Below are 14457 nucleotides of genomic sequence, written 5' to 3' on the forward strand. Positions count from 1 at the left end.
ATTGACTATTAAGCTTGGTTATCAAAGTATTCTGAATTCTGAATTCTTACGTCAAAGATAAATCATCACTTCTACTTGTAAATCAGTAAAATTAGCGACTTGCTGATTATCTACTGGGTTATCAATACGAATTTTGACATCAACTATTTTGTTATCAGTGTCTGCTTGGATAGTGTTGTTAAAGATATTTTGTTTACCGACTTGCAAACCAATATCTGCGACTTTTCCTCGTAATTTTCCTGGAAAAGCGTCGCTAGTAATAGTTGCTGATTGACCTAGACGCACTTTTTGAATATCAGTTTCATAGACTTCTGCAACGACATACATTTGTTGTGTGCGACCTAAATCAGCTATTCCTGTAGTGCCGATAATTTCTCCAGGCCAAGTATTAATTTTCATGACTTGCCCAGTTATGGGCGATCGCACTACGCTTAAATCCCATTCTGTCTGAGCCTGTTTAACTGAGGCGATCGCACTGTCAACATCAGCTTGTGCTGCTGCCACATCGGTAGGACGAATTTCAGCAATACTCTTGAGTCTGGCTTTACCCTCGATTAACTGCTTTTGCAGAGTTTCGATAGTGCGCTTGAGAGAAGCTTTCGCTTCATTGATCTGCTGTTGAACAGTATCGACTCGCAAACGTTTAGTATCTGCATCGGAAGAGGAAATCGCACCATCTTTATATAACTGCTGATATCGCTGATTTTCGCTTTCAGCATTACGCCACTCTGCCTCTAAGCGGGCAATGGTTGCTTGTTGTGCTGAAGTTTCTCCTTCCAATTCAGCTTCTAAACGAGCGATGGTTGCTTGTTGTGCAGAGATATCTCCGTCTTTTGCCCCCGCCTTTACCTGGTTGAGACTAGCCTGGGCAACTAAGACTTGTCGTTGAGCTTTTTCTAGGGCTGCAAGACGAGGAAAGTAAGTGTCAAGAAGTGCAACTATTTGCCCTTCCCGCACCATATCTCCTTTATTTACCAACAGTTTTGTGACTCGAACACCGGCTTGAGATTCGGGCGCAGACAGACGAATAACTTCTCCTTGGGGTTCTAAACGTCCTAAGGCAGAAACAGCAGTCATTTTGGGAGGACTACTTTGAGTAGGTACAGGCTCTACTTTAGAAGACAACTGAAATTGTGAAAACGTATAAAATGAAACTGCACCAGTAGCTACAGCCATAATCGCTGCCAACATGACCGATGACCAACCTACAACAGGTTTGATGAATGGTTTGATAAATGACTGTTTTTGTTTTGGTACCATAACTATCTTTTCAAGTTACCGAATAAGGTAAAAGAATTGAGAACTCAGAATTCTTATCTATAGGACTAGTATTTGATTTTTGAAATTACTCGTAGAGGCAGGGAACAGGCAATAGGCAATAGGTAATACTGAAAAAGGGGATTAGAACTGTACGGTTTTTTTTCAGAAATCAAACCGGATTCCTATATTTATTTTTATGCATTGGAAAAATTCAGAATTCATAATCAGTGAATTTATGAGGTTTGGATTCACCAATTTCATAATTTACAGAAAATCAAGTAGTTATAATACCCTTGATATTGCGGTGGAGTATCTCCGGCTTTACTCATGAATTGTAAGTCATGAATTCTGATTACTGAATTCTGAATTCTGAATTCTGACTATGCATTTAGCCAGACCTATTTTTATTTGTTTAGGACTGCCTCTTTTTTACTTTTAACGATCGCTAAGTATTCGCTGCGAGTTCCATCTATTCGATAGTGGTCGCAAATTTGGCAGAGTTTCAATATATCCAATCTGCTGAATACTTTTTGATGCTCAATTCCGTTGTCATTTCTCCACCGCCAGAAAGTTGTTCGATCAATGCGGCGATTGCTTTCAGGCCATCTTCGTCGGGATAAAAAATCTACCAGTTCTTCTTCATAAAACGAATAACCTTTTGGTAACTTCAAGAGTTCTTCTCTTAACTCAGTTAGCGGTATGAGTGGATCTAGCTCAGATAGTCTCATGCCAGCAAGCCCTTATATTTTCATGACAGTTCAGTTATGCAGAGCGCTTCATACAACACGGTTCATCGTATAAATCATATTGTAATACTGTCGAGTTAGGAATTTATAGAATGATTGAATAATCAAAGAAATTTATATTTTAATTCTTCCCATTTTCATATCTCTTCTATTTCCTGAACAAACAGCATTGAATTTCACTATTTAATTACATACGATAAACTGAGTGATCCTCAATTGCAATCCATATGCAACACTTTTATTAAGCAATTAGTAACAATATGTTGCATATGTTGAGGCAAGATAGTTAATTGTAACTCTCGATAATTTTTAGATATTTTGATGTAATTGGTGTTACTCAGCATGTGAAAATATGTATTTGTTTTGTGATAGATTTGTTTTTGATCGAGATTTGTCATTCTTTAGATATAGTTGCTAGTGGCTAATTTTACTTAGCGGTAAAATTCATTGTTTGGCAACAAAAATTTATCCAGAAATTAACTGATTGATTAAGACATAAAAATTCTTCAAATAAATCAACTTGTGGATAGATGTAAAAGCTATAGTAGTGATAAAGTATTCTTTCAAAAGAATATACCGACTCATTTGAGAAGTTGGATACAGAACTACTATTTGATTGTTGAAAAAATTATGTATACCTTGAACAGGCTGATTCCTGATTTTTGATTGCCTACTCCCTACCGCCAGCCTATCGGGCTTGCGCTACGCTTCTGTGCGAGACGCTTCTCTACGAGAGGCTTTGCCAACGCGAACACGAACCATGCAAATCATCTCAAAATTAAAGCAGATTAGTATTTTATTTGCTAATTTATTAGTTAACAGTCTAGAGATTGATAACTGATAACTATTAACTGTTAAATTTAGAGATATGCAATTTGTATGCAATTACGGCAAGGTATTTTTGCGATATGAGATACTAATTGAAAAGAGTTTTAATAGTTATGTGAGTGATAGCGATCGCCCTCGAAAAACCCTGGATAAAATGAAACTACAGCGATTCATGCTCTCATTGCCAAGCTTTGATAACCAGCGACTGATTTTTCATGCAGCTCGCCAGACGCTTCGCAAAGCTGAGATGGCCCGCCTTGCGGTGCGTGAATGGCTCAATCAACATGATTGTGAGCTAGAAGAGTGGAAACGTAAAACAGCTTCTGAACTTGGAATTAGTATTAGTAGGCTTGAGCAAAAACTCTTAGCATCTGCTCAGCATCAGGCGATAACGAGTAAAGGAGATGATGATGCTAATTCAGAAGACAATTCTGTATAGTTTTAGGTGTTATTTCTAATGAATTTACAGATTTTTAGTTGTAAATTTACAACCAAACATGCAGTATTGTTAATTGGCAATTACCTAAAAACTATGCACAAAGAACATTTCATCTGGGAATACATCCTTAATTGGATCTAAGTTGCATATCAATTGTCATGAAGACATAATCAGTCTACCATTAACTGTAAACCACAATTTAATACGAATTCAGACTCGGAGAATTCTTACCTACATCTGAATTAACAATTTATGTTGCCAGGTTGAGGCCAAGCTAATGTACTTAAATATTCCACGATTTTCTGTAAAAAACGTCATTAGTCTGAAATCTCAACTAACCTTATTTTTAGAGGTATTAAATTGTAAAGGTTTAAAATCTAGAATTCAAAATTCATAAAAGTTTGATACCGAAGCTTAATCAGTTGAAGAGAACAAGAAGTCATCACACGCTTAATTTAACAATTCCAAGCTGAACTCTGACAATTGACTCTCGGAAGTTTCAATCCCTACGGCAAGCTGCGTCACAGTACCCCTTCTCTACGATACGTTACGCGAATAGAGAACCTCTAAGGTAGTCAGCGCTGGGACTTATTTCTGAATTTTGAGATTAAATCTATCAATACCTCTATATTTCATTAATCCATTAGTGAAGATAAAGTCATGACTGCTTCTAGCATTGAAGCTGTTTTAGCACAATTGCAAGAGGAAGTGAGCAATTGTGAACAGGCTGTACTCAAGCTCATACAGGAGAAAAAAATTATGGTTGAGAATGCACCATTAAATACCAAAATAAATACACAGCGCCAACAAGTTGACATCGCCATCATTGGGATGGCTTCTATATTCCCGCAATCAAAAAATTTACAGGAATACTGGGAAAAAATCATTCATAAAGTTGATTGTATTACTGATGTTCCTCCTTCACGTTGGAACATAGATGATTATTACGATCCTAACCCCAGAACACCCGATAAAACCTACTGCAAAAGAGGCGGATTTATCCCGGATGTTAATTTCAATCCGATGGAATTTGGGTTACCACCCAACATTTTAGAAGTCACAGATATTTCACAATTGCTAGGTTTGATTGTTGCCAAAGCCGCAATGGAAGATGCAGGTTACGGCGAATCTCGGCAGTTTAATCATCAGGCGACTGGCGTAATCTTAGGTGTAGCACTAGGTAGGCAGTTGGGGGTACCACTAACTGCGAGAATGCAGTACCCGGTTTGGGAAAAAGCCCTCAAAAGCAGTGGTTTATCCGATGAGGATACACAAAAAATTATCGAGAAAATCAAAAGTGCATATGTGCAGTGGGAGGAAAACGCCTTCCCTGGTATGCTGGCAAACGTTGTTTCTGGACGAATTGCTAACCGTCTAGATTTTGGAGGGACTAACTGTGTTGTAGATGCTGCCTGTGCTAGTTCATTAGGTGCCCTAAAAATGGCAATTAGTGAGCTAGTTGAACATCGCGCTGACATGATGCTGACTGGTGGAGTTGATACTGACAACTCAATTTTGGCGTATATGTGTTTCAGTAAAACTCCTGCTGTTTCGCCTAGTCAAAATGTCAAACCTTTCGATGCAGAATCCGATGGGATGATGTTGGGTGAAGGCGTCGGGATGTTAGTACTCAAGCGCCTTGCAGATGCCGAACGAGATGGCGATCGCGTTTATGCAGTCATCAAAGGCATTGGTACTTCTAGCGATGGCCGTTATAAAAGCATTTATGCACCGCGTCCAGAAGGTCAAGTCAGAGCATTACGCCGTGCTTACGAAGATGCGGGATTTTCCCCTGCGAGTGTCGGTTTGATTGAAGCCCACGGCACTGGTACTATGGCTGGAGATCCAGCGGAATTTACCTCAATCAAAGAAGTTTTTGGCGAAAACAATCCCAAAAAACAATATATTGCCCTGGGAACCGTCAAATCACAAATCGGGCATACAAAAGCGGCTGCGGGTGCGGCGAGTCTAATCAAAACAGCTTTAGCTTTGCACCACAAAGTATTACCACCCACAATTAACGTCACCAAACCCCATCCTAAATTAGATATTGAAAATTCCCCATTTTATTTAAATACCGAAACCAGACCTTGGATTACTAGTGATGAGCAGCCAAGGCGGGCAGGGGTGAGTTCTTTTGGCTTTGGTGGCACAAATTATCACGTGATTTTAGAAGAATACAAAACCGCAGGCGATCGCCCTTATCGTTTACACAAACCTGCTCAATCAGTATTGTTATTTGCTTCAACACCTGAAGAATTGTTATCCCGTTGTCAAGAAACCAAACATCAATTGCAATTGGATACGGGAGAGCAGCATTATGCAGAATTGATTGCAGCATCTGAATCTTTAGAAATTCCCGTCACAAATGCCAGAGTTGGATTTGTAGCTGATTCTCTCACCCAAGCTTGCAACTTATTGCAAACAACTATTGACTTGCTGAAAAACAAACTGCAAGCAGAGTCTTGGGAGCATCCCCAAGGAATTTACTATCGTAAAACAGGCATAGCCACAGAAGGGAAAGTGGTTGCCCTATTTTCCGGACAAGGTTCCCAATATATAGAGATGGGTCGGGATCTGACGATTAATTTCCCTTCCTTGGGACAGACTTATGCTCAAATTGATAGTCTTTTGGGCGAAGATGGTTTGCAGCCTGTTTCAGAGGTTGTTTTCCCCGCGCCTGTGTTCGATTTGGATCGAAAGACTGCTCAGATGAAACTGTTGCAGCAAACAGAGTATGCACAGCCAGCAATTGGGGCTTTTAGCGCTGGTTTGTACAAGATATTGCAACAAGCTGGGTTCAAGCCGGATTTTGTCGCCGGACATAGCTTCGGAGAAATCACTGCTTTATGGGCTGCGGGGGTTTTGAGTGAGGAAGATTACTTTTTGTTGGTGAAAGCTAGGGGTCAAGCGATGGCGACACCAACAGATTCCCAGTTTGATGCGGGAGCCATGTTAGCCGTGAAAGGGAATGTCAATCAAGTTACAGAATTAATTAGGAGTTTCCCCGAAATCAGCATTGCTAACTTGAATTCCCAAAATCAAATGGTGTTAGCTGGGACAAAAGCTGAAATTGTGAATGTGCAAGAAGCTCTCAAAACTCAAGGATTCTCTACAGTTTTGTTGCCAGTTTCAGCAGCTTTTCACACTTCACTAGTGGCTCATGCACAGCAACCCTTTGCCAAAGCAATTGAGAAAGTTACTTTCAAGGAGCCGCAAATCCCGGTTTACACTAACGTCACCGGCAATCGTTACCCAAATGAAGCGCAGGTTCTTCAAAAAGTCCTCAAAGAACACTTAATTTCTCAAGTATTGTTCAAGCAGGAAATTGAAAATATTTATACTGAAGGCGGTTACTGCTTTGTTGAATTTGGCCCGCGGAGCGTTCTCACCAACTTAGTAAAAGATATTCTTAGCGATCGCCCTCATTTAGCGGTAGCCTTAAATCCCAGTCATCTCAAAGATAGCGATCGCTCTTTGAGAGAAGCCGTTGTCCAGTTGCGCGTTGCTGGATTACCTTTACAAAACTTAGACCCATATCAACTTGAGCAGAAAATCCCGGAAGTTTCCCCGAATAAAGTTTTGAATGTCCGCTTAAATAGCACTAACTATGTGTCAGAAAAAACTAAGCAGTCATTTGAAAAAGCTATCCAAAATGGGCATCAAGTGAAATTTACTGTTCCTAACGGCAATCCACCAAACTCACCAGCACTTTCCCACACAACAGAGAAAGTAGCAGTTAATGGTCAATCCACTGTTAATAATGGCAATAACTATAACTCAGTAACATATAGTCCCTCTCTACCAACAGAGAAAGTAACAGTTAATGGTGGAGTAAAATCTGTGCAGAACGGGCAATCAGAACAACTCGATCTCAAGTCTTTACAAACTAGCGCAGAATTACCTCTGAATTACCTAACGGCTATAGATAATTTAGAGTACACCCTAATAGAAATCAATCGCCATCAACATGACATCTTGCAAGTTCACGAACAATCTTTAAAACATCAAACAGAATATACCAAAACCTTCTTCCAACTCATGGAACAACAACATGAGTTGTGGGGAAATAATAAATTTAACGAATCACCAACGCCAACAAAGGAACTAATAGTCTCTAGTTCAGAGCGTAGCATCATGCGGTTTCACGACCATCAAGGTGAAAGTCTCCGCATCCATGAGCAATATCTCAACTATCAGCAAGAATACACTAATAACTTTTTCCAATTACTTCATCGGCATTACCAACTGCCGTCTTCTCACAATACCGCTCAACAAAGTCTAATCGCACCAGTCAACTATCAAAATAGTCCTACAGTTTCACCATCCCCAGAAGATAATCTGATTCTGAATAATGTGCCTGTTGTTGCACACAATAACGGATTTACCAGCAAATCTGAACCAGTTTTAACTAATGGTAACGGCACAAGTAACGGTGCAAATCATCAAGCAATAGCAGTTCTAGATATTACTGCACCAAACGAAAATCAGACTGCACCAGTAATTCCAGATATTACTCCAGCAATCGAAAATCAGACTGCAACCGTAACGGTAACACCCGCAGCACCAGTAGTTATCGACCAAGTTACCCTGAGTCAAACTCTGCTCAACGTCGTTAGTGATAAAACAGGCTATCCGACCGAGATGTTAGAACTAACGATGGATATTGAAGCAGATTTGGGGATTGATTCCATCAAACGCGTGGAAATTTTGGGAACATTACTAGAACTCTACCCCGATTTGCCCAGGCCCAATCCCGAAGAAGTGGGACAGCTACGCACCCTCGCCCAAATAGCTGAGTATATGGCGAAAATCGCCTTAGAAATCTCAGCTGGGCTTGCACCAGTGATCGCAGTAGACGCTCTGACGCAGGGACAGGGGGACGTGGAGACACGGGGACGCGGGGACGTTTCATCGATTGACTCAGCAGAACCAGAACTCACTAACAATTTCCTTAAGGTCGTTAGCGATAAAACAGGTTACCCAACCACGACGTTAGATCTGTCAATGGATATCGAGACAGATTTGGGAATTGATGGCGTCAAACTTGTGGAAATTCAGGGAGCATTGTTAGAACTCTACCCCGATTTGCCGAAGTTAAATGCAGAAACATTAGCTCAAGTGCATACCCTGGGACAACTTCTTGGATATGTAGAAGAGGGACTGGGGACTGGGGAAGAAGCAGGGGAGCAGGGGAGCGACTGCGGTGTTGGGGTCTCCCCAAGTCGAGCAAGTGGCGTAGCAGGGAGCAGGGGAGAAGAGTTTTCCCCAATCCCCAATGCCCAACCCCAAATTCTTCGCAGTCCCGTCAGACTGAAATATCTTCCCGAACCTGATGTTTTAGATTTCACTTTGCCTAATGAGCATATCGCTTTGCTTACCGATGATGGTTCTCTGACGACGGGGAAACTTGCCCAGATTTTGTACAAGCGTGGTTGGAAAATTGTTGTCTTAACTTTTCCCCAAAGTCTGGTTGCTCAACAATCGCCTTTACCCGAAGGGATTAATCGCGTGGTGCTTGCAGATTTGAGCGAGGAGCATTTGCAAGAACAGTTAGCAGCGATCGCTACTAACTATGGTAAAGTTGCTGCATTTATCCATCTCAATCCCTCAAGTCATGAAGTTACAAGTAATCAAGTCCGCTATCTGGAATCAGAAAAAGCTATTCTTCGCCACGTCTTTTTGATTGCCAAATATCTCAAAGAACCACTCAATCAAGCAGCGACTCAAGGACGCAGTTGTTTTGTAACTGTGGCTCGTCTTGATGGCGAGTTCGGACTGGGACAAAAAACTAACTTTGGTGCAATTGGCGCTGGATTATTTGGACTGACCAAAACTTTGAACCAGGAATGGGAAAGTGTATTTTGTCGAGCCATCGACCTCAGTCCTAATTTAGATCCTCAAACATCAGCACAACATATCTTCGCTGAACTTCACGACCCGAATTTATTAGTCGTGGAAGCCGGATATAGTTCACAAGGACGAGCGACGTTAGTACAGGGACTGGGGACTAGGGACTGGGGACTAGGGACTGGGGAAAAGTTTTCCCAATCCCCAGTACCCAATCCCCAATCCCAAGTTTTTCTAGTCAGCGGTGGTGCCAAAGGGATAACAGCTAAGTGCGCCATCGAGCTAGCGCAGCGTTATCAATGCAAATTTATTCTGCTAGGTCGTTCTGCTCCCGATCCTCAACCTGTGTGGGCAGAAAACTACTTGAGTGAAGCAGATTTGAAAAAGCAGATTATGGAGGATTTCCTCGCTAGAGGTGAAAAGCCGACACCTGCAATGGTGCAGAAAAAGTTTAACGCTATTTCATCGAGTCGGGAAATTGCCGCAACCTTACAAGCTATTGAGCAGGCGGGTGGACAAGCTGAATATTTGAGCGTTGATGTAACTGATGCGATCGCTGTTTCTGAAAAAGTTGCTAGTGTAGTTGAGCGTTTTGGTGCGGTAACAGGAATTATTCACGGGGCTGGTAACCTCGCTGATAAGCGGATTGAGAAAAAATCAATCCAAGATTTTGAAACAGTTTACACTGCCAAAGTTAAAGGTTTAGAAAACCTATTGCGGTGCGTATCACCGAATCAATTGAATCATTTAGTCCTGTTTTCTTCTGTAGTTGGTTTCTACGGAAATGTTGGACAATCTGATTATGCGATCGCTAATGAAATCCTCAACAAATCAGCCCACCTTTTCAAACTCAATTATCCCCATTGTCATGCTGTAGCAATTAATTGGGGCCCTTGGGACAGTGGTATGGTTTCTCCAGAATTAAAACAAGCTTTTGCTGAACGCAATATCGAGACTATTCCGGTTGAAATTGGCACAAAAATCTTAGCTGATGAACTAGCTAACGCCAATAAAGAAACAGCGCAAATCTTAATCGGTAGTCCACTGGTATACATACCAGATAAATTACCAAGCGAGTTGAAAACTTTTCGTATCCATAGGCATCTAACATTAGCAGCAAATCCATTTTTACAAGACCACGTAATTGCCGGTTATCCAGTTTTACCAGCAACTTGTGGACTACTATGGATAGCTAATGCTTGCGAACAACTCTATCCTGGTTTCAAAGCCTTCAGTTGTACAAACTATAAAGTTTTGAAGGGACTAATTTTTGATGAAAATTTACAAAACGAATACACTTTAGATTTGCAAGAAATTGCTAAAAATGGTATCTCTGAAATAGACTTTGATGCCAAAATTTGGAGTAAAACCCCCGAAGGTAAAATTCGTTATCATTTCAGTAGCCAAATGAAAATAAAGCGGCAAATTCCTGATGCTCTAGTACACGAATTTATTAACTTAAGCCAGGATCATAAAATTACCGCCACCGCTTCATCACTTTATCAAAACGGGGCAACTACTTTATTTCACGGAGCGACTTTTCAAGGTGTAAAATCCGTCTTAAATGCCAATCTGGACAAGATCGCTATAGAATGCTACTTGCCAGAACCTACAGAAAGACAACAAGGACAATTCCCAGTCCAAACATTTAATCCCTATATTGCAGATGTGGAGATTCATGCATTCTGGATTTGGGCGCAACACTTTTATCAGGTAGCTTGTTTACCTTCAGAAATTACAACCTTTGAGCAGTTTGTACCTGTCCCATTTGATGAAACATTTTACGTTTCTTGTCAAATCAAATCCAAGACAGAATCGAGTTTAGTTGTGGATGTCATTGCCCATAATCAGCAAGGAAAAATATATACCCGAATGCTAGGAGCCAAAGGAACTATTTTGCCCAAGCAGTTAGATGAAATTTAAATAGAATCTGCAACTAAAAAACGGAGGTTGCTGAATCTCTCTCCCTCTGCGTGACCGATTCAGCAACACCAAAAAATCTATAAATCAGCTTGAGGAGGTAGGTGATGGAAGAATTTGCCAAAAATAAAGCTCCTAAAATAGCAATTGTGGGAATGGATTGCTATTTGGGTGGCGGTTGTAAAGGATTAGATACCTTTGAACGCAGTATTTATGAGGGAACTCAGCATTTTACTTCCATACCTCCTGAGCGATGGCAAGGAATAGAAACACAAGAACACTTGCTGAAAAACTCTGATTTTGACCAAAATTTAGCACCATTAGGCGCATACATCAAAGATTTTCAAATTGATGCTTTACGTTTACAAATTCCACCAGAACAAGTAGAGAATTTTAACCCTCAAGAATTGTTAATGCTTGAGGTAGCCGATCGCACTTTGAAAGATGCACCACTTCCTCAAGGAACAAGAATAGCAATTATTATTGTTACTGCTACAGAATTGACTCTAGATCGACCTCCAAAAACAAACATTCAAAAAGACAGTGAATATTCAAGTTCCATAGAAAAGGATTTGGCTAATTATATTTCCAAATTGTGGAATTTTGCTGGCCCTGCGTTTACATTAAATGCCAAAGAAAACTCTGTTTTCACAGCCTTGGAACTTGCACAAAAACTACTCGCCATTAGAGAAGTAGACGCTGTTTTAGTTGGTGCAGTCGAGCTTGCTGGGGATGGCGCTAGTGTATTATTAAGAAATCAAATCACAAAAGTCAACACAGGCGTCAATACTCTCAGTTACGATGAAAATGCCAATGGCTGGATAGTAGGCGAAGGTGCAGCGGCTGTAGTATTGAAGCTCCACGAAACAGCAAAACAAGAAAACGATCGCATTTATGCAACGATTGATGCCCTCAGTCTCGTAGAGAATTCAAAATTTGAAATTGATGCTTTGAATTTGCCAATTTCTGAAGCAGTAACACAAGCTTGTCAGGTGGCTTTTGAGCTAGCAAATATCAAACCAACAGATATCAATTATTTAGAAGTTGTTGGTAGTGGAATTGCAAAGGAAGATGAATCAGAAATTCAAGGTTTGATTGAGGCATATCGCACATCTGAAGTCAATTTAACTTGTGCGATCGGAAGTGTCAAAGCCAATATTGGTCATACCTATGCTGTATCGGGAATAGTTAGTTTAATTAAAACAGCATTATGTTTATATCACCGCTATATTCCCGCAGTTCCCCAATGGTCTAAACCAAAAATGCCAGAGGTTTGGCAAGATAGTCCATTTTATGTTGCTACTGAATCAAAACCTTGGTTTTTAGAAAAAGGCGGTATTAAAAGAATAGCTGCCATTAATGGGATGGAGCTAGATGGAACTTATGCACATGTAATTTTGTCCGAAGAACTATATCACAAACATCACAGCAGCAAATATTTAGAGCAAATGCCTTATTATTTATTTGCGATCGCTGCTGATAATCAATCAAATCTATTAGAAGAAATCCGCAATCTTCAAGAAATTATTAAAAATTGTTCTTCTCTATCTACTGCTGCAAGCCAGACTTTTGCAACTTTTCAACAGCGTCAACAGGCTACTTATGCAGTAGCAATTCTCGGACACAATCAAGATGAATTGCAGCGGGAAATTCAGCATTCCCTCAAAGGTATTACGAATGCTTTCGAGACAGGAAAAGATTGGCAAAGTCCTTTAGGCAGTTATTTTACAGCAAAACCACTGGGACAAAGAAGTAAAATCGCTTTTGCTTACCCAGGTGCTTTTAGTACTTATCTGGGACTTTGCCGAAATCTGTTTCGTTTGTTTCCTCAACTTTATGACGATCCGTTTATCAGCACCATTTATAAGCGTGTCGCCAACGTAGAAAAACTTATTTATCCCCGGAGTTTAGAAAAATTATCAAACAGGCAACTAGAAGTTCTTGAAAAGCAATTGCTCAATGATTCAGTAGCAGTACTTGAATCAGAAATGGCCTGCGCTGGACTGATGACAGCAATTTTGAAAAATTATTTTCAAGTCAAGGCTCAATGTGCTTTTGGTTATAGCTTGGGCGAAATTAGTATGATGTTGGCTCAAGGTATTTGGACTCAGTTTCAAGAAGGTAGTGACGGCTTTAATTCATCATCTTTACTGAAGACAAGGCTATCTGGCCCGAAAAATGCTGTGCGGGAGTATTGGGGATTATCTCAAACAGAAGATGATAAAGGTGAAGATTTTTGGCGTAACTATATTGTTATGTCTCCAGTATCTCGGGTGAGAGAAGCAATTAAATATGAAAAGCGAGTTTATTTGCCTTTAATTAATACTACAGAAGAAGTGGCGATCGCTGGTGATATCCAAGCCTGCCAACGGGTAATTACTAATCTAAATTGCGATGCTTTTTCTGCTCCCTTCACCCATGTTATTCATTGCGAACCAATGTGTTCTGAGTACGATGAACTTGTGAGATTAAATACATTACCTACTCAAAACGTACCAGAAACTATTTTTTATTCCGCAGCTGAGTATAAACCCATTAAACTAGACAGCCATTCTGTTGCTCACAATATTGCTAAAAATCTCTGTCAGCAGCTTAATTTTCCTCAGTTAATTAACCGGGTTTATCAAGATGGCTTCAACATATTTATCGAAGTAGGTGCAGGTAGTAACTGTTCTAGATGGATTGATAAAGTCCTCAACCAGAAAGAACACGTTACAGTAACTCTTAATAAAAGAGGTGTAGACGATCATACTTCTTTGATTAAAGCTTTAGCAAAACTACTTAGTTATAGGGTTAATCTAAATTTATCGCCACTATTTTCTCAGATAAAAGAAGTTGACCACGACACTGAGTCTCGAGTTAAAAATATAACTTTAGACAGCAATAAGATTAATTACACATCTTTGAGTAAGAACAATCCAAAAATTACTCAAGATATATCTTTACATCCCATCAAAAATCTGAATCAACAGGAATTTACACCAATGAATTCTACTTTTACAGAATCTAATATCCAAAATTCTGAACAAGTCTCTAACAAACTAGAGAATATCCCAGAGCAAATCAATCTTCAAAATACCAGCAAAACCGCTCACTTATTGCTAAAGGAACGCAGTTTTAAAACTATAGAGCAATCACAACCTAACGAAAGTTGGACAACAGAACAAGAAAAAAATCAATCCAATTTGACAACTTACAGTGTTGCTGAAAAATCGCATTTGCTTAACTTACACAGTCCTTTTTATCAAAAACTGAGTGAGAATGCTTCCCGCATGACCAAAGCCCATGCTGTTTTTTTACAAACGCGACAGGAGTCGCTCAAGCAAATCAGCGCCATGATTCAGCTACAAATAGCTTATTACCAAAAGCTATTTGAATAATCAAATTTGCATACTTTTATTCAGCTACATTATC

General features: G+C 40.0%; 5 protein-coding genes. 3 read left to right on the forward strand and 2 right to left on the reverse strand.

Annotation, left to right across the window (positions count from 1 at the left end; genetic code table 11):
* Nucleotides 1–51 precede the first annotated feature (51 nt).
* Nucleotides 52–1260 (reverse strand): ABC exporter membrane fusion protein, encoded by a 1209-nt coding sequence (locus ACM0OY_RS17050; RefSeq protein WP_414570031.1) that lies wholly within the window; start codon nt 1258–1260, stop codon nt 52–54.
* Nucleotides 1261–1664: 404 nt separating this feature from the next.
* Nucleotides 1665–1988: a hypothetical protein gene (locus ACM0OY_RS17055; protein WP_073640979.1), complete on the reverse strand. Its 324-nt coding sequence runs from the start codon at nt 1986–1988 to the stop codon at nt 1665–1667.
* Nucleotides 1989–3006: 1018 nt separating this feature from the next.
* Between ACM0OY_RS17055 and ACM0OY_RS17060 the strand changes: the two genes are divergently transcribed.
* The 3 genes from ACM0OY_RS17060 to ACM0OY_RS17070 all read left to right on the forward strand — a co-directional run bounded on the left by ACM0OY_RS17060 (nt 3007) and on the right by ACM0OY_RS17070 (nt 14423).
* Nucleotides 3007–3273: a hypothetical protein gene (locus tag ACM0OY_RS17060; RefSeq protein ID WP_414570074.1), complete on the forward strand. Its 267-nt coding sequence runs from the start codon at nt 3007–3009 to the stop codon at nt 3271–3273.
* 660 nt (nt 3274–3933) lie between these two features.
* The gene (locus ACM0OY_RS17065) at nt 3934–11046 is read left to right on the forward strand and encodes an SDR family NAD(P)-dependent oxidoreductase (RefSeq protein ID WP_414570032.1); all 7113 of its coding nucleotides are present in this window, start codon (nt 3934–3936) and stop codon (nt 11044–11046) included.
* 104 nt (nt 11047–11150) lie between these two features.
* Nucleotides 11151–14423, forward strand: coding sequence for a PfaB family protein (locus ACM0OY_RS17070; RefSeq protein WP_414570033.1), 3273 nt, complete (start codon nt 11151–11153; stop codon nt 14421–14423).
* Nucleotides 14424–14457: the final 34 nt, after the last annotated feature.

Origin of the sequence: Nostoc sp. CCY 9925 (genome assembly GCF_963920935.1) — a bacterium.
In the GTDB taxonomy this organism is placed as follows: Bacteria; Cyanobacteriota; Cyanobacteriia; order Cyanobacteriales; family Nostocaceae; genus Nostoc.